Source organism: Streptomyces sp. NPDC002994 (assembly GCF_040611155.1).
GTDB lineage: Bacteria > Actinomycetota > Actinomycetes > Streptomycetales > Streptomycetaceae > Streptomyces.
This window is the reverse complement of record NZ_JBEXNQ010000015.1, coordinates 1-24341: the sequence shown is the minus strand read 5'-3', so window position 1 is coordinate 24341 and position 24341 is coordinate 1. Positions and strand designations below refer to the sequence as shown.

20 protein-coding genes are annotated in these 24341 nt (G+C 70.3%); 11 read left to right on the top strand and 9 right to left on the bottom strand.

Annotation, left to right across the window (positions count from 1 at the left end; genetic code table 11):
* Nucleotides 1–885: a deoxyribose-phosphate aldolase gene (locus ABZX79_RS21150; RefSeq protein ID WP_355259695.1), complete on the bottom strand. Its 885-nt coding sequence runs from the start codon at nt 883–885 to the stop codon at nt 1–3.
* A complete protein-coding gene (gene iolC / locus ABZX79_RS21145; RefSeq protein ID WP_355259693.1) occupies nt 882–1871 on the bottom strand; it encodes a 5-dehydro-2-deoxygluconokinase in 990 nt (329 codons plus the stop codon). The genes ABZX79_RS21150 and iolC overlap by 4 nt, the downstream gene beginning before the upstream one ends.
* A gap of 126 nt (nt 1872–1997) precedes the next feature.
* Between iolC and ABZX79_RS21140 the strand changes: the two genes are divergently transcribed.
* Together ABZX79_RS21140 and ABZX79_RS21135 are read left to right on the top strand one after the other, a co-directional pair.
* On the top strand, nt 1998–2909 hold the full coding sequence (locus ABZX79_RS21140; RefSeq protein WP_355259690.1) for a sugar phosphate isomerase/epimerase: 912 nt from the start codon (nt 1998–2000) through the stop codon (nt 2907–2909).
* Nucleotides 2910–3124: 215 nt separating this feature from the next.
* A complete protein-coding gene (locus ABZX79_RS21135) occupies nt 3125–3322 on the top strand; it encodes a MarR family transcriptional regulator (RefSeq protein ID WP_355259687.1) in 198 nt (65 codons plus the stop codon).
* A gap of 48 nt (nt 3323–3370) precedes the next feature.
* Here ABZX79_RS21135 and ABZX79_RS21130 read toward each other — a convergent pair whose 3' ends face one another.
* Entirely contained in the window at nt 3371–5047 is a 1677-nt protein-coding gene (locus tag ABZX79_RS21130; RefSeq protein ID WP_355260060.1) for a PucR family transcriptional regulator, read from the bottom strand.
* A gap of 258 nt (nt 5048–5305) precedes the next feature.
* Between ABZX79_RS21130 and ABZX79_RS21125 the strand changes: the two genes are divergently transcribed.
* The 6 genes from ABZX79_RS21125 to ABZX79_RS21100 all read left to right on the top strand — a co-directional run bounded on the left by ABZX79_RS21125 (nt 5306) and on the right by ABZX79_RS21100 (nt 12587).
* Complete coding sequence (locus ABZX79_RS21125) at nt 5306–6202, top strand: FAD binding domain-containing protein (protein WP_355259684.1); 897 nt, start codon at nt 5306–5308, stop codon at nt 6200–6202.
* A gap of 2 nt (nt 6203–6204) precedes the next feature.
* The gene (locus tag ABZX79_RS21120) at nt 6205–6771 is read left to right on the top strand and encodes a (2Fe-2S)-binding protein (protein WP_355259681.1); all 567 of its coding nucleotides are present in this window, start codon (nt 6205–6207) and stop codon (nt 6769–6771) included.
* A 2-nt stretch (nt 6772–6773) separates the two neighbouring features.
* Nucleotides 6774–9164: a molybdopterin cofactor-binding domain-containing protein gene (locus tag ABZX79_RS21115; RefSeq protein ID WP_355259678.1), complete on the top strand. Its 2391-nt coding sequence runs from the start codon at nt 6774–6776 to the stop codon at nt 9162–9164.
* A 275-nt stretch (nt 9165–9439) separates the two neighbouring features.
* Nucleotides 9440–9655: a hypothetical protein gene (locus tag ABZX79_RS21110; RefSeq protein WP_355259676.1), complete on the top strand. Its 216-nt coding sequence runs from the start codon at nt 9440–9442 to the stop codon at nt 9653–9655.
* Nucleotides 9656–9859: 204 nt separating this feature from the next.
* A complete protein-coding gene (locus tag ABZX79_RS21105; protein ID WP_355259673.1) occupies nt 9860–10171 on the top strand; it encodes a heavy-metal-associated domain-containing protein in 312 nt (103 codons plus the stop codon).
* 91 nt (nt 10172–10262) lie between these two features.
* The gene (locus tag ABZX79_RS21100) at nt 10263–12587 is read left to right on the top strand and encodes a heavy metal translocating P-type ATPase (RefSeq protein ID WP_355259670.1); all 2325 of its coding nucleotides are present in this window, start codon (nt 10263–10265) and stop codon (nt 12585–12587) included.
* Between the two features lie 386 nt (nt 12588–12973).
* Here ABZX79_RS21100 and ABZX79_RS21095 read toward each other — a convergent pair whose 3' ends face one another.
* From ABZX79_RS21095 to ABZX79_RS21075, 5 genes are all read right to left on the bottom strand, one after another.
* Nucleotides 12974–14263 (bottom strand): citrate synthase, encoded by a 1290-nt coding sequence (locus ABZX79_RS21095; RefSeq protein WP_215128384.1) that lies wholly within the window; start codon nt 14261–14263, stop codon nt 12974–12976.
* Between the two features lie 196 nt (nt 14264–14459).
* On the bottom strand, nt 14460–16721 hold the full coding sequence (locus ABZX79_RS21090) for an ATP-dependent RecD-like DNA helicase (RefSeq protein ID WP_355259665.1): 2262 nt from the start codon (nt 16719–16721) through the stop codon (nt 14460–14462).
* A gap of 272 nt (nt 16722–16993) precedes the next feature.
* On the bottom strand, nt 16994–17839 hold the full coding sequence (locus ABZX79_RS21085) for a sugar phosphate isomerase/epimerase family protein (protein WP_355259662.1): 846 nt from the start codon (nt 17837–17839) through the stop codon (nt 16994–16996).
* Nucleotides 17836–18987, bottom strand: a complete 1152-nt coding sequence (locus ABZX79_RS21080; protein WP_355259659.1) for a dihydrodipicolinate synthase family protein — start codon at nt 18985–18987, stop codon at nt 17836–17838. Before ABZX79_RS21080 ends, ABZX79_RS21085 begins: the two co-directional genes overlap by 4 nt.
* Nucleotides 18984–20141: a Gfo/Idh/MocA family oxidoreductase gene (locus ABZX79_RS21075; RefSeq protein ID WP_355259656.1), complete on the bottom strand. Its 1158-nt coding sequence runs from the start codon at nt 20139–20141 to the stop codon at nt 18984–18986. Before ABZX79_RS21075 ends, ABZX79_RS21080 begins: the two co-directional genes overlap by 4 nt.
* A gap of 92 nt (nt 20142–20233) precedes the next feature.
* Here ABZX79_RS21075 and ABZX79_RS21070 point away from each other — a divergent pair, with 92 nt between their 5' ends.
* Entirely contained in the window at nt 20234–21325 is a 1092-nt protein-coding gene (locus tag ABZX79_RS21070) for a LacI family DNA-binding transcriptional regulator (protein WP_355259654.1), read from the top strand.
* 178 nt (nt 21326–21503) lie between these two features.
* On the opposite strand, the gene ABZX79_RS21065 is transcribed toward ABZX79_RS21070, so the two are convergent.
* Nucleotides 21504–22352: an ABC transporter substrate-binding protein gene (locus ABZX79_RS21065; RefSeq protein WP_355259651.1), complete on the bottom strand. Its 849-nt coding sequence runs from the start codon at nt 22350–22352 to the stop codon at nt 21504–21506.
* Nucleotides 22353–22440: 88 nt separating this feature from the next.
* Between ABZX79_RS21065 and ABZX79_RS21060 the strand changes: the two genes are divergently transcribed.
* Both ABZX79_RS21060 and ABZX79_RS21055 read left to right on the top strand, forming a co-directional pair.
* Nucleotides 22441–23418, top strand: a complete 978-nt coding sequence (locus ABZX79_RS21060; protein WP_355259648.1) for a helix-turn-helix domain-containing GNAT family N-acetyltransferase — start codon at nt 22441–22443, stop codon at nt 23416–23418.
* Nucleotides 23415–24218 carry a sugar phosphate isomerase/epimerase family protein gene (locus ABZX79_RS21055; RefSeq protein ID WP_355259645.1) on the top strand — a complete coding sequence of 268 codons (804 nt, stop codon included), beginning with the start codon at nt 23415–23417 and terminating at the stop codon, nt 24216–24218. The genes ABZX79_RS21060 and ABZX79_RS21055 overlap by 4 nt, the downstream gene beginning before the upstream one ends.
* The last annotated feature ends 123 nt before the right edge of the window (nt 24219–24341 follow it).

The following is a 24341-nucleotide window of genomic DNA, read 5'->3' as shown; positions in this document are numbered from 1 at the left end:
CTACAGCAGTCCCACGGCCGTGTCGACCGCCGCCGCCACGTCACCGTCGGCCGGATAGAGCAGCGACCGGCCGACGACCAGGCCCTGGACGGTCGGCAGCCGCAGCGCCTTGCGCCACTTCTCGTACGCACCGTCCTGGTCCGCGCCGACCTCGCCGCCCAGCAGCACGGCGGGGAGGGTCGAGGTCTCCATGACCCGCGCCATGTCCTCGGGGTTCTCCGTCACGGGGACCTTCAGCCAGGTGTACGCGGAGGTGCCGGCGAGGCCGGAGGCGATGGCGATGGAGCGGGTGACGGCCCCGGCGCTCAGGTCGTTGAGCACTTTCCCCTCCACGCGGCGGGAGATGAACGGTTCGACGAAGACCGGCAGCCGGCGTTCGGCCATGGCATCGATGGTGCGGGCCGTGGCGTGGAGGGTGGCCAGCGATCCGGGGTCGTCGTAGTCGATGCGCAGGAGCAGCTTGCCCGCGTCGAAGCCGCGGCGCTCCAGGTCCTCGGCGCGGGGGCCCGTGAAGCGGTCGTCGAGTTCGAAGGCGGCGCCGGCCAGGCCGCCGCGGTTCATGGAGCCGATGACGACCTTGCCGTCGAGGGCGCCGAGGAGCAGCAGATCGTCGAGGATGTCGGCGGCGGCCAGTACGCCGTCGACGCCGGGGCGGGAGAGCGCGAGGCAGAGCCGCTCCAGCAGGTCGGGGCGGTCGGCCATGGCGAGTTCGCGGTCGCCGACGCCGAGGGCGCCGCGGGCCGGGTGGTCGGCGGCGATGATCATGAGCCGACCGCTCGCGCCGATCAGGGGCCGGCGGGGGCGGCGGGCGGCGGCCTCGGCGATCGCTTCGGGGTGGCGGGTCCGTACCCGTACGAGGTCGGAGATGCGCAGGCCGGTGGTCACGACGTGGTCTCCTGCACGGGGACTCGGCCGCCCGCGAGAACCTGCTCGACCTCTGCCGGGTGCGGCATCGCGGAGGAGCAGGCGAGCCGGGAGGCGACGATGGCGCCGGCGGCGTTGGCGTACCGCATGACGCGTTCCAGGTCCCAGCCCGCGAGCAGGCCGTGGCACAGGGCTCCGCCGAAGGCGTCGCCCGCCCCGAGTCCGTTGAGTACGTCGACGGGTACGGGCGGGGCTTCGGACGTCGTACCGTCGCGGTGCATGGCCAGCACGCCCTTGGGGCCCTGTTTGACGACGGCGAGTTCGACCCGGGGGGCGGCGAGCAGGGCGCGGGCGGCGGCGTACGGCTCGCGCTCTCCGGTGGCGACCTCGCACTCGTCGAGGTTCCCGACGGCGACGGTGGCGTGCCGAAGGGCTTCGGCGTAGTACGAGCGGGCGTCGCCGGAAGCGGACCAGAACATCGGCCGCCAGTCCAGGTCGAAGACCGTCACACCGCCCGCCCCCCGGGCCTCCAGCGCCGCGAGCGTCGCCGAGCGGCTCGGCTCCTCGCACAGGCCGGTGCCCGTCATCCAGAAGATCCGCGCCGAACGGATCGCGTCCAGGTCCAGCTCCTCGGCCCGCAGTTCCAGGTCCGGCGCCTTCGGCTGCCGGTAGAAGTAGAGCGGGAAGTCGTCCGGCGGAAAGATCTCGCAGAACGTCACCGGGGTCGGCAGGTCCGCGACGCCGGTCACCCAGCGGTCGTCGACGCCGAACCGCCGTAGTTCCTGGTGGAGATAGTCGCCGAACGGGTCGGTCCCGGTGCGGGTGACGACGGCGGTGCGCCGGCCCAGCCTGGCCGCGGCGACCGCCACGTTGGTGGCCGATCCGCCGAGGAACTTGCCGAACGTGTCGACCTGCGCCAGCGATACTCCGGCTTGCAGCGGATACAGGTCCACCCCGATCCGGCCCATCGTGATCAGGTCGTACGGCTCGTACGAATTGGGCAGCATGCGCGTCCCTCCGGTCCGGCGACTGCCCCCAGGTCTAGTGGGCCGCGCCGGGCCCTGTCAACAGTTTGTCCTTACATTCGGACGAAGGGTTGACACCCTTCTCGGACGGCCGGAAAGCTGACGCCCATGACTTCTCCCGCAACCGCGCCGACCCGCATCCGCGTCGGTTCCGCCCCCGATTCCTGGGGAGTCTGGTTCCCCGACGACCCGCGGCAAGTGCCCTGGGAACGCTTCCTCGACGAGGTCGCCGAAGCCGGTTACCCCTGGATCGAGCTCGGCCCGTACGGCTATCTCCCGACCGACCCCGCCCGCCTCACCGACGAGACGCGCCGACGGGGGCTGTCCGTCTCGGCCGGCACGGTCTTCACGGGGCTGCACCGCGGGCCGGAGGTCTGGGACGCCACCTGGAAGCACGTCGCGGACGTCGCCGAGCTGACCAGGGCCATGGGGGCGGAGCACCTGGTCGTCATCCCGTCCTTCTGGCGGGACGACAAGACCGGTGAGGTACTGGAGGACCGCACGCTGACGGCCGCTCAGTGGCGGACGCTCGCCCGGCAGACCGAGCGGCTCGGGCGTGAGGTGCGTGAGCGGTACGGGCTGAAGATCGTCGTCCACCCGCACGCGGACACGCACATCGACAGCGAGGAGAACGTCACGCGCTTCCTGGACGCGACCGACTCCGCCCTGGTGTCGCTCTGCCTGGACACCGGCCACTACGCGTACTGCGGCGGGGACAGCGTCAGGCTGATCGAGACGTACGGGGAGCGGATCGGCTACCTGCACCTCAAGCAGGTGGACCCGGAGATCCTCGCCGAAGTCGTCGCGGGCGAAGTGCCGTTCGGGCCGGCCGTCGGGCGGGGCGTGATGTGCGAGCCGCCGGGCGGGGTGCCGGCACTGGAGCCCGTACTGGCTGCGGCCGGGCGGCTGGACGTGGACCTGTTCGCGATCGTCGAGCAGGACATGTACCCGTGCCCGCCGGACAAGCCCCTGCCCATCGCGCGGCGCACGCGTCACTTCCTGCGCTCCTGCGGCGCCTAGCCTGCGGCGCCCGACACGCGGGCCATTTCGTGCAACTCCTGTCACACATGTCCGGGTTACGCGGGTCTTCCGTCACAGGCTTACGACAGCCCCTCTCCGATCGTCACTCTCCGTCGTTCAACGGGCACAGGCTGAGTGATCGCCAGCGTTCGCGCCCCAGCTCCCCCGGACGGCCCCCCGGCCGCCGCTGAGGCGCGCGCAGGGAGGTGCCACAGATGACTGACCGCAGACTCTGGTCGTACAAGGAGATTGCCGCGCACATCCGGGTCCAGCCGGACACCGTGCGCTCGTACCGCAAGCACGGGCTGCTTCCGGCGCCCGACCACGTGGAGAGCGGCAAGCCGTACTGGTACGCGGACACCATCCGGACGTGGGTGTCACGCCGGCCAGGCAACAGAGGCCGTAAGGAATGAGAGCCGAGTACGGCGTCGGTCTTCGGCATGCGAAGGCCGACGCCGTACTCAGCCGGCCCTCAGAGCCGCAAGGAAGTCCAGTCTGGTCTCGAGCCGGGCCAGGTCGCGGCCGGTGAGCTGCTCGATGCGGGCGATGCGGTGACGCAACGAATTGACGTGCAGGTGGAGTTGGGCGGCGCATGTGGTCCAGGACGCGTCGCAGTCGAGGAACTTCTCCAGCGTGGGCAGCAGGTCGGTCCGGTGGCGGCTGTCGTGATCGCGCAGGGGGCCGAGCAGACGGGCGGCGAAGGCCTGCCGCGTCTCAGCCGGGATGAGGGGCAGCAGCGACAGGATGTGCGAGGTGAGGTCGTCGGGGCCCCGCACGGTCACTCGCTGCGGGCCGCCATCGGCGACCCGCAGCGCGGTGCGGGCCTCGTCGAGCGCTCGGCGTGCGCTCCCGGCTGTTTCTGCCGGAGAGCTGACACCGATGGAGACGCGGCCTGTCGGGCCGAGCCAGCGCGCGAGCGCCGCGGCGAGCCTCCGCTCCAGGGCAGCGCAGTCGAGGACCGGTTCGCAGAGCGCGTCCGTGCGCTTGGGCACCCGTACGAGGAGTACGGCCTGCTCGTCGTCGACGGTGGAGGCGACGTCCTCCGGCGGTACCGGCACCGGGCCGTCCGTTTGGATCAGGGCCTCCTCCAGGAGTACGCGCAGGGCCGAGGCGGGGATGGGGCGGGGTGCGTCCCACTCTCCCTCGGCGACCACGAACTGGCAGCGCTGCCAGGTGTCGCGCCGGGTGACGACGCAATGCGCGGTGCTGCGCAGCCGGACGGGGATCTCGTCGGGTGGGACGCGGCTGTGCAGTAGGTCGAGGATGCGGCGGGCCAGATCGCTGAGCACCGCCTTCTCCTGGTCGTGTGCGGTTCGCGCGTCGGCGACCAGTTCGACGATCCGGTCGAGGAGTTTCACATCCGTCGCGGGCCAGTCCGACGTGTCGGCGTCCACGACGAGCAGCCAGTCACCCAGCTCGGCGGCGGGCTCCGCCGCGGTCGACGGTGCGGACTGTGTCGACTGTGTGATGGCGTCGCGTACCGGCACGAGCGAGTAGAGCCGATCACCGATGGTGACCCGATGGGGAGCCGCCTCGCCCGAGCGGCGCGCGGCGAGATACCTCGAGGCCAGTGCCACCGCCGTCCTGGCACGCAGCGGAGGGTGGGCCCCGGCGATCTGACGTCCGGTCGGGGACAGGACGCGCACGTCGAGGCCGAGGCTGTTCCGCACGAGCTCCAGTACGGAGTCCGGGGCGCCCTGGTCGGTGAGGAGCCGTCGGTGGCGTTCGACCACGGCGGCGAGGTCGCCGACGGGCCGGCGGTGCAGACGGCGCAGGACGTGTTCGGTGATCGCGGTGAACGACGTCTCGGGTCGTACGGCGATGAGGGGGAGGCCGTGGCGCCGGCAGGCGCGTATGAGGTCGTCCGGGACGTGCCCGTGTTCGACCTCGCCGGCGGCGAGGGCCGCGACGCCCGCTCGGTCGAGGACGCGCACGAACGACTCGGCGTCTCCGTCCTCCTGCCACCAGGCGAGCCCGGTGAGGACGAGTTCGCCGCCGGTGAGGAAGCGCCCGGGGTCGGCCAGGTCGATGGTCGGGACGGCGCGTACGGCTCGATCGAGGACGCTCTCGTCGGCGTCCGGCTCCACGAGCAGAAGCAGCCCCAGCTCGTCGGTGTCCAAGAGTTCACGCAGCCGCATGATGGCCACCCTCTCACGCAGCGCTCCTTGCGGAACATGAATCGTCGCAGTTCACCGGCGTGCGGTGGTGGGAAAGCACGGTCGTCCACAGGTAACGGAGAAGCCGGTTCTGAGCGATCGGTGACTGCCTCGCCCCCTTGATCGCGCTGTCTACTTCTGCGCGTGCGGCCGACAGCGACTTCGGGCCCCTGACTCGAAACGACGCCCGGACGAACGACTCGCCATGAACAACCCGATAACGAACGAGGAGAGCCGCTCATGGAATTTCTTCGCCCCGCCGACTGGGCGGAGGCGCTCGCCGCCAAGGCCGAGCACCCCACGGCTGTGCCGATCGCGGGTGGCACCGATGTGATGGTCGAGATCAACTTCGACCACCGCCGCCCCGAGTACCTCCTGGACCTCAACCGGATAACCGAGCTCCAGGAGTGGCACGTTGGAGAGGAGACCGTCCAGCTGGGCGCGTCCGTGCCGTACACCAAGATCATGGAGAACCTGCGGACCGAGCTCCCCGGTCTCGCGCTCGCCTCGCACACCGTGGCCTCGCCGCAGATCCGCAACCGCGGTGGCGTCGGCGGCAACCTCGGCACCGCCTCGCCGGCCGGTGACGCGCACCCCGCGCTGCTCGCCGCCGACTGCGAGGTCGAGGTCGAGTCGCAGGCGCGCGGCAGCCGCCGCATCCCGATCGACGCGTTCTACACCGGCGTCAAGCGCAACGCCCTCGAGGCCGACGAGCTCATCAAGGCCGTCCACATCGAGAAGGCGGACGGCCCCCAGCAGTACTCCAAAGTGGGCACGCGGAACGCCATGGTGATCGCCGTGTGCGCCTTCGGCATCGCGCTGCACCCGGAGACCCGCACCGTGCGCACCGGCATCGGCTCCGCGGCCCCGACCCCGATCAGGGCCAAGGCCGCCGAGGAGTTCCTGGGCGCCGCGCTGGAAGAGGGCGGTTTCTGGGACAACGGCAGGATCATCACACCGTCGATCGCCAAGCAGTTCGCGGAGCTGTGCTCCGGCGCCGCCAACCCGATCGACGACGTGCGCGGCACGGCGAGCTACCGCCGGCACGCCGTGGGCATCATGGCCCGCCGCACGCTCGGCTGGACCTGGGAGCAGTACCGCAGCGGCAAGGGCCGTGGCGCGGAAGGAGTTGCGTAACCATGCGCGTCAATTTCACGGTCAACGGCCGTCAGCAGGAAGCCGACGACGTCTGGGAGGGCGAGTCCCTTCTGTACGTGCTGCGCGAGCGCCTGGGCCTTCCCGGCTCCAAGAACGCCTGTGAGCAGGGCGAGTGCGGCTCCTGCACCGTGCGCCTCGACGGCGTCCCGGTGTGTTCGTGCCTCGTCGCCGCCGGGCAGGCCGAGGGCCGCGAGGTCGTCACGGTCGAGGGCCTCGCCGACTACGCCGAGCAGCGTGCCGCGCACGGGGGTCGCGGCACCCACGACGGCAAGGCCACCGACTCGCAGACCGGTGAGGGCACCCAACTCTCCCCGATCCAGCAGGCGTTCATCGACGCGGGCGCCGTGCAGTGCGGTTTCTGCACCCCGGGCCTGCTGGTCGCGGCTGACGAGATGCTGGAGCGCAACCCCTCCTCGTCCGACGAGGACATCCGCGAGGCGCTCTCCGGCAACCTCTGCCGCTGCACCGGTTACGAGAAGATCCTGGACGCCGTCCGCCTCGCGGCCGCCCGTCAGGAACGTCAAGGACTCCAGGAAGGCGCGGTCTGATCATGGTTGGTTCCACCACCGGTATCCCCACCAAGGTCACCCAGGGCTCCCAGAGCAAGGGCGGCATCGGCGAATCCACGCTGCGCCCGGACGGCACCCTGAAGGTCACCGGCGAGTTCGCCTACTCCTCGGACATGTGGCACGAGGACATGCTGTGGGGCCAGATTCTCCGCTCCACGGTCGCGCACGCCGAGATCGTGTCCATCGAAACCTCCGAGGCCCTGGCCGTGTCGGGCGTCTACGCGGTGATGACGTACGACGACCTGCCGGCCGAGATGAAGTACTACGGCATGGAGTTCAAGGACACCCCGGTGCTGGCCCACGGCAAGGTCCGGCACCACGGTGAGCCGGTCGCCCTCGTGGCCGCCGACCACCCGGAGACCGCGCGCCGCGCCGCGGCGAAGATCAAGATCGAGTACAAGGAGCTGCCCCTCATCACCGATGAGGCCTCGGCGCTCGCCCCTGACGCGATCCTGGTCCACGAGAACCGGGACGACCACCACGCCGGTCACGTCCCGCACCCGAACATCGTGCACCGCCAGCCGATCGTCCGCGGCGACGCCGACGAGGCCGCCAAGAAGGCCGACGTCATCGTCAAGGGCGAGTACACCTTCGGCATGCAGGACCAGGCCTTCCTCGGCCCGGAGTCCGGCCTCGCGGTGCCGGCCGAGGACGGCGGCGTCGACCTGTACTGCGCCACCCAGTGGCTCCACTCCGACCTGTACCAGATCGCCCCGGTCCTCGGCCTGCCCGAGGAGAAGGTACGCATGACGATGGCCGGCGTCGGCGGCGCGTTCGGTGGCCGCGAGGACATCTCGATGCAGATCCACGCCTGCCTCCTCGCGCTCCGTACGGGCAAGCCGGTCAAGATCGTCTACAACCGGTTCGAGTCCTTCTTCGGCCACGTCCACCGCCACCCGGCGAAGCTCTCCTACGAGCACGGCGCCACCAAGGACGGCAAGCTCACGCACATGAAGTGCAGGATCGTGCTCGACGGCGGCGCCTACGCTTCGTCCACGGCCTCGGTCGTCGGCAACGCCGCGTCCCTCTCGGTCGGCCCGTACGTCATCGACGACGTCGACATCGAGGCGGTCGGCCTCTACACCAACAACCCGCCCTGCGGCGCCATGCGCGGCTTCGGCGCGGTCCAGGCGTGTTTCGCGTACGAGGCCCAAATGGACAAGCTCGCCGCCACGTTGGGCATGGACCCGGTGGAGCTGCGCCGGCTCAACGCCATGGAGCAGGGCACGATCATGCCGACCGGGCAGCCGGTCGACTCGCCCGCCCCGGTCGCCGAGTTGCTGCGCCGGGTGAAGGCCCGCCCGATGCCGCCGGAGCGCCAGTGGGAGACCGCCGGCGAGGGCGCGGACGTCCGCGCGCTGCCGGGCGGCCTGTCCAACACCACGCACGGCGAGGGCGTCGTCCGGGGTGTCGGCTACGCGGTCGGCATCAAGAACGTCGGCTTCTCCGAGGGCTTCGACGACTACTCGACCGCCAAGATCCGCATGGAGGTCATCAACGGCGAACCGGTCGCCACGGTCCACACGGCCATGGCGGAGGTCGGCCAGGGCGGCGTCACCATCCACGCGCAGATCGCCCGCACCGAGCTCGGCGTCCAGCAGGTCACCATCCACCCCGCCGACACCCAGGTGGGCTCGGCCGGTTCGACCTCGGCGGGCCGCCAGACGTACATGACCGGCGGCGCCATCAAGAACTCCTGCGAACTCGTCCGCGAGAAGGTCCTGGAGATCGGCCGGCGCAAGTTCGGCTCGTACCACCCGGCGTGGGCCACCGCCGAACTCCTCCTGGAGGGCGGCAAGGTCGTCACCGACGGCGGCGAGGTCCTCGCCACCCTCGTGGACGTCCTGGAGGACGAGGCCGTGGAGGTCGAGGAGGAGTGGCGGCACCGCCCCACCGAGCCCTTCGACCTGAGGACCGGCCAGGGCAACGGCCACGTCCAGTACTCCTTCGCCGCGCACCGCGCGGTGGTGGAGGTCGACACCGAGCTCGGCCTGGTGAAGGTCATCGAGCTGGCCTGCGCCCAGGACGTCGGCAAGGCCCTCAACCCGCTCTCCGTCGTCGGCCAGATCCAGGGTGGCACCACCCAGGGCCTGGGCGTCGCGGTGATGGAGGAGATCATCGTCGACCCGAAGACCGCGAAGGTGAAGAACCCCTCCTTCACGGACTACCTGATCCCGACCATCCTCGACACGCCGACCATCCCGGTCGACTACCTGGAGCTGGCGGACCCGAACGCGCCGTACGGAGTGCGCGGCATCGGTGAGGCTCCGACCCTGTCGTCCACCCCGGCCGTCGTCGCGGCGATCCGGAACGCGACCGGCCTGGAGCTCAACAAGACGCCGGTACGCCCCGAGCACCTCACCGGGATCTGACCCACGATCCGTACCGGCACGGGCCGTAAATGCCCTTTTCGCTTCACCTGTGCATCGATGCACCCAAGATGCAGATATCTCATGCCATCTCATTTCTCATATACCGCGCCAGCCATTTGCGGGACTATTTCGTGAGGGCAAAACTGCACGTCAGGGGGATCTTGTGGTGCCGATGTGTGCACCGGAAGGAGACTTAAGAGTAAGTTGCCCGGCGGCCCGGCAGCGTGATTGCATCCGCTGCGAGAACCCCATCGCATTTAATGAAAGGGCGAGTAATGCGCGAGAACTTCACCCCGGTCGAGACCAGCGAGCTTTCCGACAGCGCGCTGGACGGCATTGCCGGTGGTATGGCCAGCGCCGGCGCCAACGTCGCCGGTCACGGCGCCTCCCTGAACATCGGCGACGTCGCCGGCGCCGCCCAGTCCGTCGCGGCCACCCTGCCCCTGTCGCAGGTCACCGGCCTCGTCTCGGTGCAGACGACCGGCGTCTGACAGCGACGCAGGAGCATTACTCGGCCGACATCGGCCGGCCTGAGCCCCGGAACTTCGCGTTCCGGGGCTCAGGCGTTTTGCATGGCGGAGGTACTCGCTTTCATACCCCCTAGGGGTATAGTGTGGACAACGTCAGGAAGTCACGGCACCCACGTGGCTTTCTGGGGCACCACGACTGCGTACGCCTTCGAGAGGGAGAATGACATGACCGCCGAGACCGAGACGAAGACCGAGGCCACCGCGACCGGCTCCTGCTGCTCGCCGTCCGGCTCCTGCCACGACACCTCGGCCGAGGTCCAGGTGGGCGTCACCACCGTCTACCAGGTGAGCGGGATGACCTGCGGCCACTGCGAAGGCGCCATCGCCGGCGAGGTCTCGGAGATCCCCGGCGTCACCTCGGTGAAGGCCGTCGCCTCCACCGGCCGGGTGACGGTCGTCTCCGACGCCCCGCTGGACGTGGAAGCCGTACGCGCCGCCGTCGACGAGGCCGGTTACGAGCTCGTCGGCCAGGTCTGAGAACCGGACCTGACCCTTCTTCGGCCGGGCCGTACCGGACCAGTTCATACTGGCTCCCGTACGGCCCGGCCTGTTTTCCTGGAGCAAGAAGATGACCAGCACAGCGCACGAGGCGCCGACCGTGAACACATCGGACCCATCGGCCACATCCCAGGTGGAGCTCTCCATCGGCGGGATGACCTGCGCCTCCTGCGCCGCCCGCGTCGAGAAGAAGCTCAACCGGATGGACGGCGTCTACGCCACCGTCAACTACGCGACCGCGAAGGCGAAGGTCAGTTACGTCGACGGGGTGGGCGTCGGGGACCTCATCGCCACCGTCGAGAAGACCGGCTACACCGCCGAAGAGCCCGCACCGCCCCCTACCGCCGCCGCCCCGGCTCAAGAGCCGACGGCCGGGCGCGGTGACGACCCGGCCGTCCACGCACTGCGGCAGCGCTTCCTGGTCTCGCTCGCCCTCTCCGTCCCCGTCGTCGCGCTCGCGATGATCCCCTCGCTCCAGTTCGACAACTGGCAGTGGTTGTCACTGACGCTCGCCGCTCCCGTCGTCGTCTGGGGCGGGCTGCCGTTCCACCGGGCCACCTGGACCAACGTCCGGCACGGCGCCGCCACCATGGACACCCTCGTCTCCGTCGGCACGCTCGCCGCGTTCGGCTGGTCGCTGTGGGCCCTGTTCTTCGGACACGCGGGCATGCCCGGCATGCGCCACAGCTTCGAACTGACGGCGTCGCAGCGCACCGACGGCGCTTCGACGATCTACCTCGAAGTCGCCGCCGGGGTCGTCACGTTCATCCTCCTCGGCCGCTACCTGGAGGCGAGGGCCAAGCGGAAGGCGGGAGCGGCGCTGCGCGCGCTGATGGAGCTCGGGTCGAAGGACGTGACGGTGCTCCGGGGCGGTACGGAGGTGCGCATCCCGGTCGACGGCCTCGCCGTCGGGGACCGCTTCGTCGTACGCCCCGGAGAGAAGATCGCCACCGACGGCACGGTCACCGAGGGCGCCGGCGCCGTCGACGCCTCCATGCTGACCGGCGAATCCGTACCGGTGGACGTGACCGCCGGGGACACCGTCACCGGCGCCACCGTGAACACCTCGGGCCGGATCGTCGTCGAGGCGACCAGGATCGGCGCCGACACCCAGCTCGCCCGCATGGCCCGGCTCGTCGAGGACGCCCAGAACGGCAAGGCGGACGTGCAGCGCCTGGCCGACCGCGTCTCCGCCGTCTTCGTGCCGGTGGTCGTGCTCATCGCCCTCGCCACGCTCGTCACGTGGCTCCTGGTCACGGACGACGCGACCGCCTCCTTCACCGCGGCCGTGGCGGTGCTGATCATCGCGTGCCCGTGCGCACTGGGACTGGCCACGCCGACCGCGCTCATGGTCGGCACGGGACGCGGCGCCCAGCTCGGCATCCTGATCAAGGGCCCGGAGGTACTGGAGTCGACCCGGCGCGTGGACACCGTCGTACTCGACAAGACGGGGACGGTCACGACGGGCCGGATGGAGCTCCACGACGTCTTCGCGGCGCCCGGCACCGACGAGGCCCTGCTGCTGCGCCTGGCCGGCGCGCTGGAGCACGCCTCCGAGCACCCGGTCGCGCGGGCCGTGGCGGCAGGCGCCGCCGAGCGGACCGGGCCGCTGACCGGCGAGGTGGAGAAGTTCGAGAATGTGGCGGGGCTCGGGGTGCGCGGCCTGGTCGACGGGCACGAGGTCCTCGTCGGGCGCGAGGCGCTGCTCGCCGAGGCGGGTGTGAAGCTGCCGCGCGAGCTGGCCGACGCCAAGGCGGCGGCGGAGGCCCGGGGGCGTACGGCGATGGCCGTGGCCTGGGACGGGTCGGCGCGCGGCGTCCTGGCCGTCGCGGACGCGGTGAAGGAGACCAGCGCGGAGGCGGTGGCGCGGCTGCGTGAGCTCGGGCTGACTCCCGTCCTGCTGACCGGCGACAACCGGGCGGTCGCGGAGTCGGTGGCCCGTGCGGTCGGGATCGACTCCGGTGATGTGTACGCCGAGGTCCTGCCGCAGGACAAGGTGGACGTGGTGAAGCGGCTGCAGGCCGAGGGGCGCAGCGTGGCGATGGTCGGCGACGGCGTGAACGACGCGGCCGCGCTGGCCACCGCCGATCTGGGGATCGCGATGGGTACGGGTACGGACGCCGCGATCGAGGCGGGCGATCTGACGCTCGTACGGGGAGATCTCAGGGTGGCGGCGGATGCGATCCGGCTGTCCCGGAGGACGCTGGCCACCATCAAGGGCAATCTTTTCTGGGCCTTCGGCTACAACGTCGCTGCCTTGCCGTTGGCGGCCGCCGGGCTGCTCAACCCCATGATCGCCGGATTCGCGATGGCGTTTTCCTCGGTGTTCGTAGTGACAAACAGCCTCCGGCTGCGTACCTTCACAGGACGCACACAAAGTGACGGACGTCACTGAGATTTGAGGGTAACCATTCGGCCGGCTCGCGAGTCTAAGTGGGCGATGCCAAGAACGTCTTGGGGGACGTTCGCGGAAGGTCTTGGGGGACGTTCCGGGCAAGCGTTGGCCGGGACACGTGCACCGGGGAGCTTTGAGCGGCCCTCCCGTACGTACGCGTCCCGGCAGACCGCGTGTGGAGCTTCTGTGCCCAACAGACGCCCGGCCGGATCCCGTGGGGGGAATCCGATCCGGGAAAAGGGAAGCGCCCCGCATCGTCGACCCGTGGGGGGATCGGCGGCGGGGCGCTTTCCGCACTGTGCCAGCCCGGGGGACACCCCGGACAACACCCAGACCCCCCGGCCGGAAGAGCGGGCCGGGGCATCCAGTGCGAGGGCGGGAAGGAGTCAGCGGCCCTCGACCGGGACGAAGTCGCGCAGGACCTCGCCCGTGTAGATCTGGCGCGGGCGGCCGATGCGCGAGCCCGGCTCCTTGATCATCTCGTGCCACTGGGCGATCCAGCCCGGCAGACGGCCCAGCGCGAAGAGCACCGTGAACATCTCGGTCGGGAAGCCCATGGCCCGGTAGATCAGGCCGGTGTAGAAGTCGACGTTCGGGTAGAGCTTGCGCGAAACGAAGTATTCGTCGGCCAGCGCGTGCTCTTCGAGCTTGAGCGCGATGTCCAGCAGCTCGTCGTCCTTGCCCAGGGCGGAGAGAACGTCGTGCGCCGCAGCCTTGATGATCTTCGCCCGGGGGTCGAAGTTCTTGTAGACGCGGTGCCCGAAGCCCATGAGCTTCACGCCGTCTTCCTTGTTCTTCACCTTGCGGATGAAGTTGTCGACGTCGCCGCCGTCGGCCTGGATGCCCTCGAGCATCTCGAGCACCGACTGGTTGGCGCCGCCGTGCAGCGGCCCCCACAGGGCGCTGATGCCGGCGGAGATCGAGGCGAACATGTTCGCCTGCGAGGAGCCGACCAGACGCACGGTGGAGGTCGAACAGTTCTGCTCGTGGTCCGCGTGCAGGATCAGGAGCTTTTCGAGCGCCGCGACCACGACCGGGTCCGGCACGTACTCCTGCGCCGGGACCGAGAAGGTCATGCGCAGGAAGTTCTCGACGTACCCGAGGTCATTGCTCGGGTAGACGAAGGGGTGGCCGATCGACTTCTTGTACGCGTACGCCGCGATGGTCGGAAGCTTGGCGAGGAGGCGGATCGTCGAAAGGTGACGCTGCTTCTCGTCGAACGGGTTGTGGCTGTCCTGGTAGAACGTCGACAGCGCGCTGACCACCGACGACAGCATGGCCATCGGGTGCGCGTCACGCGGGAAGCCGTCGAAGAACCGCTTCACGTCCTCGTGCAGCAGCGTGTGCTGCGTGATCTCGTTCCGGAACGCGGCAAGCTCGTCGACCTTGGGAAGCTCGCCGTTGATCAGCAGGTACGCCACCTCCACGAAGGTGGAGCGCTCAGCCAGCTGCTCAATGGGATATCCGCGGTAGCGCAGAATGCCCTGCTCACCGTCGAGGTAGGTGATCGCGGATTTATAGGCGGCAGTGTTGCCGTATCCGCTGTCGAGAGTCACCAGCCCGGTCTGGGCCCGGAGCTTCCCGATGTCGAAGCCCTTGTCGCCGACGGTGCTGTCGATCACCGGGTAGGTGTACTCGTCATCGCCGTACCGCAGTACTACAGAGTTGTCGCTCACGTCATCCCTCACCGACGTAGTGCCTCTTCTTCGAGGTGCCCTGACTGTCTCTACCATCCCCCATTTGGCTCAGCAGAGTGCACTCGGGGTCGGCCATTAGGCCCATTCGCGGCACTCAGTGCCGCCAACCTGCTCATCCTGCCCCCTTACCCCCGGTTCGGGAAGTCGACGGAGACGTTTGCCATGAACAGTCCCCCTATGGGGCGGTTTGCTCCCCGGTGCGGCTCCTCTCCATCCGTCCGGCGAGCCGGTGATCGAGCGCCGTACACCGCCGGCCTGCGGAAACCGTACGAACGGCCTGGCCGATCGCCTTGCGCGACCCCACGAGCACGACCAGCTTCTTGGCCCGGGTGACCGCCGTGTAGAGCAGATTCCGCTGCAGCATCATCCAGGCGCCGGTGGTGACCGGAATCACCACCGCCGGATATTCGCTGCCCTGCGAGCGGTGAATCGTCACGGCGTACGCGTGCGCCAGCTCGTCCAGCTCGTCGAAGTCGTACGGAACCTCCTCGTCCTCGTCGGTCAGCACCGTCAGGCGCTGGTCGTCCAGGCTGAGCGAGGTGACCACACCCACGGTGCCGTTGAAGACCCCGTTCTGCCCCTTCTCATAATTGTTGCGAATCTGGGTCACCTTGTCTCCGACGCGGAAGACCCTGCCGCCGAATCTCTTCTCCGGCAGATCGGGCCTGGCCGGCGTAATCGCCTGCTGGAGCAGGCCGTTGAGCGCGCCCGCGCCGGCCGGGCCGCGATGCATGGGGGCCAGCACCTGGATGTCACGCCGCGGGTTGAGGCCGAACTTGGCGGGGATGCGGCGGGCGGCCACATCGACCGTGACCCGCCCGGCGTCCTCGGTCTCGTCCTCGACGAAGAGGAAGAAGTCCGGCAGTCCCTGCGTGATGGGCGGGACGCCGGAGTTGATGCGGTGGGCGTTCGTCACCACACCCGACTGCTGGGCCTGCCGGAAGATCCGCGTCAGGCGGACGGACGGGACCGGCCCGCCGTCGGCCAGCAGGTCGCGCAGCACCTCCCCCGCGCCCACCGACGGCAGCTGGTCCACATCGCCCACGAGCAGCAGGTGCGCGCCCGGCGCCACGGCCTTCACCAGCTTGTTGGCGAGCAGCAGGTCGAGCATGGACGCCTCGTCGACGACGACCAGGTCGGCGTCCAGCGGGCGGTCCTTGTCGTACGCCGCGTCGCCGCCGGGCTTGAGTTCCAGGAGCCGGTGCACGGTGGACGCCTCGGCCCCGGTGAGCTCGGCCAGGCGCTTGGCCGCCCGCCCGGTGGGCGCCGCCAGGACCACCTTGGCCTTCTTGGCGCGGGCCAGCTCCACGATGGAGCGGACCGTGAACGACTTGCCGCAGCCGGGCCCGCCCGTCAGCACGGCGACCTTCTCGGTCAGCGCCAGCTTGACCGCCGCCTGCTGTTCGGGCGCCAGCTCGGCGCCGGTACGCTCCGCCAGCCACGCCAGCGCCTTGTCCCACGCCACGTCCCGGAACGCGGGCATCCGGTCCTCCGGGGCGCGCAGGAGCCGCTGGGTCTGCGCGGCGAGGGACACCTCGGCCCGGTGGAAGGGGACGAGATAGACGGCCGTGACGGGATCGCCTTCGCCACCCTCCTGAGGCGGCACCTTTTCCCGTACGACGCCCTCGTCCGCCGCCAGTTCGGCCAGGCAGTCGATGACCAGGCCAGTGTCCACCTGGAGCAGCTTCACGGCGTCGCTGATCAGCTGCTCCTCCGGGAGGTAGCAGTGGCCCTGGTCCGTGGACTGCGACAGCGCGTACTGGAGGCCGGCCTTCACGCGCTCCGGGCTGTCGTGCGGGATGCCGACGGACTGGGCGATCTTGTCGGCGGTGAGGAAGCCGATGCCCCACACGTCGGCGGCCAGCCGGTAGGGCTCGTTCTTGACGACCGAGATGGAGGCGTCGCCGTACTTCTTGTAGATGCGCACCGCGATGGAGGTAGAGACCCCCACACCCTGGAGGAAGATCATGACCTCCTTGATGGCCTTCTGTTCCTCCCAGGCCGCCGCGATCATCTTCGTCCGCTTCGGGCCGAGCCCCGGCACCTCGATGAGCCGCTTCGGCTCGGTCTCGATCACGTCCAGGGTGTCGACGCCGAAGTGCGTGGTGATCCGGTCCGCCATGACCGGACCGATGCCCTTGATCAGCCCGGAGCCGAGGTAGCGGCGGATGCCCTGGATCGTGGCGGGCAGCACGGTGGTGTAGTTCTCCACGGTGAACTGCTTGCCGAACTGGGGGTGCGAGCCCCAGCGGCCCTCCATGCGCAGCGACTCCCCCGGCTGCGCGCCGAGCAGCGAACCGACGACCGTGAGGAGATCTCCGGCTCCGCGCCCGGTGTCGACGCGGGCGACCGTGTAGCCGTTCTCTTCGTTGGCGTAGGTGATCCGCTCAAGTACCCCTTCGAGGACGGCTGGGGTGAACGCTGCTGGACTGGACATGATCCGACGCTACAGCCGGGGTCCGACAGCGCGGGACTCCTGTGGACAAACCGGCTGCCGGTCCCCGCGGACAAAGCCAAGGAGGCCCGGTCCGTCGACCGGGCCCCTCAGATCCCCCCCCCATACAGGCCTCCCTGATCCCCCCGGATCCCCACCCAGAAGCCCTGATGCCAAGTAGGACCCGCGGGGTGGCGGAACGGTTGCACAGAGAATTGGATTTATTTGAGGAGGACACAAGTTGCCCGCGGACGATCAAAACTTGATCCACTTGATCACAACGGCAGCGTTTCCGTCATGAAGCGGTCCGCCACCTCTGCCAGGACTTCCGCGCCGTCCCGCGACCAGAGACCCTCGTTGAAGATCTCCACCTCGATCGGGCCCGAGTAGCCGGTCGCGTCGACCAGTTCGCGGAAACGGCGGAAGTCGACGACGCCGTCCCCCAGCTGCCCCCGCCCCAGCAGCACGCCGGCCGGCAGCGGAGTGATCCAGTCCGCCAACTGGAAGGCGGCGATGCGGTCGCCCGCGCGCGCGATGCCGTCCGCGACCCGGTCGTCCCACCACAGGTGGTACGTGTCGACGACCACGCCCAGCTGGTCGGCAGGGAAGCGTTCCGCCAGGTCGAGCGCCTGGCTCAGGGTCGACACCACGCAGCGGTCCGAGGCGAACATCGGGTGGAGCGGTTCGATGGCCAGGCGTACGCCCCGTTCGCCGGCGTACGGCGCCAGTTCGGCCAGCGCGTCCGCGATGCGCTCGCGCGCCGCGTGCAGATCGCGGCTGCCGGGCGGGAGTCCGCCCGAGACCAGCACCAGGGTGGCGGTGCCGAGGGTCGCGGCCTCGTCGATCGCCCGGCGGTTGTCGGCCAGCGCGGCGGCGCGGTCCGCGTCGCCGACGCCCGTGAGGAAGCCGCCCCGGCACAGGCTGGTGACGGCCAGTCCCGCGTCCCGCATCAGACGCGCGGCACGCTCGACGCCGTACTCCTGGACCGGTGCGCGCCACAGCCCCACACCCGGGACGCCCGCCTTCACGCAGCCCTCGGCCAGCTCGGGCAGCGACCACTGCTTGATGGTCTCCTGGTTGAGGCTGAGGCGGGACAGGTCGTTCGGTGTTACGGCGCTCACTGGTCCACTCCGTGCAGGGCGAGGAAGGTCTTCATACGGGTCTCGGCAAGGAGGGGGTCCGGGAAGAGGCCCAGGCCGTCGGCCAGTTCGTACGCCCGGCACAGATGCGGCAGCGAGCGGGCGGAGTGGAGGCCTCCGACCATGGTGAAGTGCGACTGGTGGCCCGCGAGCCAGGCGAGGAAGACGACGCCCGTCTTGTAGAAGCGGGTGGGCGGTTCGAAGAGGTGGCGGGACAGCTCCACCGTGGGGTCGAGCAGTGCGCGGAAGGCCTTCGCGTCGCCCGTGTCGAGCGTACGAACCGCTTCGGCCGCCAGCGGGCCCAGCGGGTCGAAGATGCCGAGCAGTGCGTGGCTGAAGCCGTGGTCGTCGCCGGCGATGAGCTCGGGGTAGTTGTAGTCGTCGCCCGTGTAGCAGCGCACCCCCTTCGGCAGACGGCGGCGCAGGTCGATCTCGCGCTGGGCGTCCAGGAGCGAGACCTTGACGCCGTCGACCTTGTCGGGATGCGCGGCGATGACTTCGAGGAACGTCTCCGTCGCGGCGTCCAGGTCCGGGCTCCCCCAGTAGCCGTCGAGCGCCGGGTCGAACATCGGTCCCAGCCAGTGCAGGATCACCGGCTCGCTCGCCTGGCGCAGGAGGTGCCCGTACGTCGCCAGGTAGTCCTCGGGGCCCCGGGCGGCCGCCGCCAGCGCCCGTGACGCCATGAGGATGGCGCGGGCGCCGGTCGACTCCACCAGGGCGAGCTGTTCCTCGTACGCGGCGGTGACTTCGGGGAGGGTGCTCTCATCGCCGGGAGGCAGTTGGTCGGTGCCTACGCCGCAGGCGATCGCGCCGCCGACGGCCTTCGCTTCGGTGGCCGATCGGAGGATGAGTTCGCGGGCCCCGGCCCAGTCGAGGCCCATGCCGCGCTGCGCCGTGTCCATCGCCTCGGCCACGCCGAGGCCGTGCGACCACAAGTGCCGGCGGAAGGCGAGCGTGGCGTCCCAGTCGACGGCGGCGGGTGAGGCCGGTGATACGTCGGCGAAGGGGTCGGCCACCACATGCGCCGCCGAGTAGACCGTGCGGGAGGTGAGCGGGGCACCGTGCGGCGCGAGCGCGAGGGGTTCGGTGCGGGGTTCGTACGCGCGGCCGTGCGGCAGTCGGATCGTCACAGCGACAGCTCCGGTACGTCGTAACGGCGGCCCTCTGCCGAGGACTTCAGCCCGAGCTCCGCGAGCTGTACGCCGCGTGCGCCGGCCAGCAGGTCCCACGCGTACGGCTCGTCGAGCGCGACATGGCGCAGGAACAGCTCCCACTGCGTCTTGAAGCCGTTGTCGAAGTCGGCGTTGTCGGGGACTTCCTGCCACTGGTCGCGGAAGGAGTGCGTGACCGGAAGGTCCGGGTTCCAGACGGGTTTGGGGGTCGCGCTGCGGTGCTGCATGCGGCAGTTTCGCAGTCCGGCGACCGCGGAACCGTGCGTTCCGTCCACCTGGAACTCGACGAGTTCGTCGCGGTTGACACGGACCGCCCACGAGGAGTTGATCTGCGCCACCGCGCCGCCCTCCAGCTGGAAGATGCCGTACGCCGCGTCGTCGGCGGTGGCGGCGTACGGCTTGCCCTGCTCGTCCCAGCGCTGCGGGATGTGCGTCGTGACGTGCGACTGGACGGTCGTGACGCGGCCGAACAGCTCGTGCAGCACGTACTCCCAGTGCGGGAACATGTCGACGACGATTCCGCCGCCGTCCTCCGCGCGGTAGTTCCACGAAGGGCGCTGGGCGTCCTGCCAGTCGCCCTCGAAGACCCAGTAGCCGAACTCGCCGCGGATGGAGAGGATCTCGCCGAAGAAGCCGCCGTCGATCAGGCGCTTCAGCTTGAGCAGGCCCGGGAGGAAGATCTTGTCCTGTACCACGCCGTGCTTGATGCCGGCGTCCCGGGCGAGGCGCGCCAGGCCGAGCGCGGCGTCGAGGCCGGTGGCCGAGGGCTTCTCCGTATAGATGTGCTTGCCGGCGGTGACGGCCTTTCTGATGGCCTCCTCGCGGGCGGAGGTGACCTGCGCGTCGAAGTAGATGTCGATCGTCTCGTCGGCGAGGACGGCATCCAGGTCCGTGGACCACTCGGTGAGGCCGTGGTGTTCGGCGATCTCCCTGAGCGCGTGCTCGCGGCGGCCCACCAGGACGGGCTCCGGCCACAGGACCGTGCCGTCGCCGTGGCCGAGGTCCAGGCCGCCCTGTTCGCGGATGGCGAGGATCGAGCGGACGAGGTGCTGCCGGTACCCCATCCGGCCCGTGACGCCGTTCATGGCGATGCGCACTGTCTTGCGTGTCACGAAAGTTCCTCCGTATGGCAATAGCAAGCGCTTTCTATCGGCTATGAAGCTAGCCTGCGGGCAGCTGCTCGTACAAGACCCGGAGGACGACAATGACAGTGACCTTGGCGGACGTGGCGGCACGCGCCCAGGTGTCGCCGGCCACCGTCTCCCGCGTGCTCAACGGCAACTACCCGGTCGCCGCTGCCACCAGGGAGCGGGTGCTGCGCGCGGTCGACGAGCTCGACTACGTGCTGAACGGACCGGCGAGTTCACTCGCCGCGGCGACGTCCGATCTGGTCGGCATCCTGGTGAACGACATCGCCGACCCCTTCTTCGGGATCATGGCCGGGGCGGCCCAGTCGCAGATAGGCGGCACCGAGGGAGCGGGCGCGGGGCGGGCGGGCGGCGAGAAGCTCGCGATCGTCTGCAATACGGGGGGATCGCCTGAGCGGGAGCTGACTTATTTGACGCTGCTTCAACGGCAGCGGGCAGCGGCTGTGATTCTGACCGGGGGCGCGATCGAGGACCCCGAGCACTCGGCGGCCGTCGCGGCGAAGCTCGCGAAACTGGCGGACGGGGGCGCGCGGGTGGTGCTGTGCGGGCGGCCGCCGCTGGCCTTGCCGGGGGGCGCGGACGTGGTGGTGGCCGCGCTGGCCTTCGACAACCGGGGCGGGGCGCGGCGGCTCACCGAGCATCTGCTGGCGCTGGGGCACCGGAGGATCGGGTACGTCGCCGGGCCGGTGGAGCGTACGACTACCCGGCACCGGCTGGAGGGTCACCAGGAGGCGATGGCGGCGGCCGGGCTGGGTGACGTCGTGGAGCAGCTGACGGTGCATGGTCCGTACGACCGGCGGTCGGGGTACGACGCGACGCTGGAGCTGCTGCGGCGGGAGCCGGAGTTGACGGCGGTGGTCGCCGCGAACGACACGGTGGCGCTGGGCGCGTGCGCGGCGCTGCGGGAGCGGGGGCGGAGCATCCCGGACGACGTGTCGGTGGCGGGCTTCGACGACCTGCCGTTCTCGGCGGACACGATGCCGGCACTGACGACCGTACGGCTGCCGCTGTACGAGGCGGGGGCGCGGGCGGGCCGGCTCGCGATGGGGCGGGAGGCGGCGCCGCCGGGGGGTATCGCGACCGTACCGGCGGAGCTGATGGTTCGGGGGTCTACGGCTGCGCCGCCTGAGGCTGCGCCGCGGGGGTGAGGTGGGTGGCGCACGGGCGGGGGCGGGCCGCTCCGGGGGCGGCGTTCGGGACTGCATGATTTAGGCGCGATACGGCGCTGAATCGCGAAGCCCGCGCCCTGCCCACAAATCACGCTTTACGTCCCGAACACCACCCCCTGCGCGCCCCGCCCCCTCACGCCGGTTCGCGGTTCGCGGTTCAGCGGCCGGCCAGCGCCTCGCACACCCGGGTGAAGAAGCGTGCGTGTGCCGCGCTGCTGGCCGGGAGCTCCGGGTTCCAGGGGATCACGCGGGCGTCACGGGCGTTGCCCAGGCGAGCCGCGTCGAGGGGCGACGCGTTGGCGCGGGTGTCGGCGAGGATGACCGGCGGGGCGAGCGATGCCGCTTCGGGCCAGGACACGGTGGACCAGTTCGCGCCACCATCGGCGGGCGGTTCCACCAGGCGTACGCCCAGGTCGGCCAGGGCGCGCAGGTCGGGCCAGGAGTGCGGCCGGGCGAGGTGGACCTGCTCGTCGCCCGCCGGGGAGAGGGCCAGGACACGCGGTGCGTCGTCCGTGGCGACCGTACGCAGCCGCTCGCGCGCGGCGTCCAGCGCGACCGGGGGCTCAGCGCCGCCGAGTGAGGCCGCCAGCGCGGCGAAGCGTCCGCGGATCGCGTCGAGTGAACGCCCCTGCCCCACCTCCAGTACGACGACCGGAACCCGCTCTTCCAGGTGTTTGGCCGCGTCCGGGTCGATTCCGTACACCTGCCCGCCTCCATAGCTGACGGCTACGACGAGGTCGGCTCCGGAGGAGAGGAGACGGTCGGGATCGAGTGAGGCGCCCGCGCCGAAGTAGGTGAGTTCGCCGAGGGGCAGTCGGCCGGACTTGGCGCGGTCGAGGGCGGCGCCGTCGTGGTACGAGCCGAAGATCCCCAGCGGAAGTAGGCCGTGGTCCCAGAGGGTCGCCCCGGCCTGGATGTAGGCGACGATCCTGGTGGGCCACCGGGCGGCCGACGACAACTGCCCGCGGTCGTCACTGAACTGCCATATCCCTGCTGCTGCTGTCATGGGCGAGTCCTGCCCCGTCCGGAGCGTCCGTACGCGGCCGGGCCGTCCAGGCGGCTACCGTTGACTCAGTCAAAGGACGAGGTGGATCATGGCCATTCAGGAAGTCCGCGCGTTCAACCGCTTCTATACGAATCTGATCGGCGCCCTGGACTACAGCCGCCACCTGCACACCCCGTACACGCTGACCGAATCGCGTGTCCTCTACGAGCTCGCACACTCCGCACGCACGGACGCGGCCGACCTGCGCGCGCAGCTGTCGTTGGACGCCGGTTACCTGAGCCGCCTGCTGGCCAAGTTCGAGCGGGACGGGCTGATCGAGCGCGGGCCGTCCAAGGACGATGCCCGCCGCCAGCGGGTCACCCTCACGGCGCGGGGGCGGGAGGCGGCGGCCCTGCTGGACGAGCGGTCGCGCGCGGCGGTGGGAACGCTGCTGTCGGGCGTACCGCCGGAGGAGCGGCCGCGCCTGACGGGCGCGATGCGCACGATCCAAGAAGTCCTGGGCACGAGCACCACCACCACCGCCGTTACTGCCCCTTCCCGCCCGGTGCTTCGGGAACCGGTGCCCGGCGACCTCGGCTGGATCGTGCAGCGGCACGGCGCGCTGTACGCGGCCGAGTTCGGCTGGAACAGCGAGTTCGAGGGGCTGGTCGCCCGTATCGTCGCCGACTTCGCCCAGGACCACGACCCGCACCTCGAACGCGTATGGATCGCCGAGCTCGACGGCCGCCCGGTCGGCTCGGTGATGTGCGTACGGGACGACCGACGGCATGGGGCTCCCGGCACGGCCAGACTGCGCCTGCTGCTGGTCGATCCGCAGGCGCGCGGCCATGGGCTGGGTGAGGTCTTGGTCCGTACGGTGATCGATTTCGCTTACGAGGCGGGCTATCGGGAAGTCGTGCTGTGGACGAATGATGTGCTGACAGCGGCACGGAAGATCTATCAGCGTGCGGGGTTCAGGCTCGTCGCCGAGAAGCCACACCGCTCGTACGGAGCGGACTTGGTGGGCCAGGACTGGCGACTCCCCCTTCGGCCCCTTCGGCCCCTTCAGGAAGGACCATCAACATGAAGTACGCCTTCTCCACCCTCGGGGTGCCGGGCATGCCGATGAGCGATGTCGTACGGCTGGCGGCCGAGACCGGCTACGACGGCGTGGAACTGCGTGCGCACCCCGAGGAACCGGTCCATCCGGGCATCGGAGTGGAGGAACGGGCGGACGTGGTGGAGCGGTTCGACAGCGCGGGCATCCGGATCCTGGCAGTGGCGGGGTACGCCCGGGTGGCGGCACCCGGCGAGGACGAGCCCGTGCAGGAGGAGCTTCGCGGCCTGCTGGCGCTGGCCCGCGACCTGCGCGCGCCGTACGTCCGCGTCTTCCCCGGTGGTGGCGACGGGCAGAGCCAGGAGGAGGCTGACGCGACGGCGGCCCGCCGCTTGGGGCTGGCGGCGGAGACGGCGGCGGACATGGGCGTACGCATTCTGCTGGAGACGCATGACTCGCACAGGACGGGAGCGGCGGCCTCCCGCATCCTCGGCCCGGTCGGCCACAAGAACGTGGGCGCGCTGTGGGACGTGATGCATACCTGGCTGGGGGGCGAAACCCCGGCGGCAGCACACGCGGTACTGGCCCCTCACCTCGGCTACACCCAGCTCAAGGACATCGCCTCGGCCGACGACACGACCCCGCTGGCGCTGGGCGCGGGCGTGCTGCCGCTGGGCGAGTGCGTCGCGCTGCTCGACGAGGAAGAGGGCGGTGGGGGCGGCGGGTGGGTCTGCTGGGAGTACGAGAAGCGCTGGTACCCGGAGGCAGCGGAGCTGCCGGGCATGCTGGCGGCAGGCCGGGAGTACGTAGAACACCTGAGGCACGCGTAGGGGTGCCGGCCGGGGTCGGGCGGTCGGTAACCAAGGCTTGCTTCTGGGGGTTTCGGGCCGTCCCTGAGCGCTCGAGTGTCGGTGGGCCGTGACGCCGCGTCAAGGGCGCTCCCTGCGGTCGCG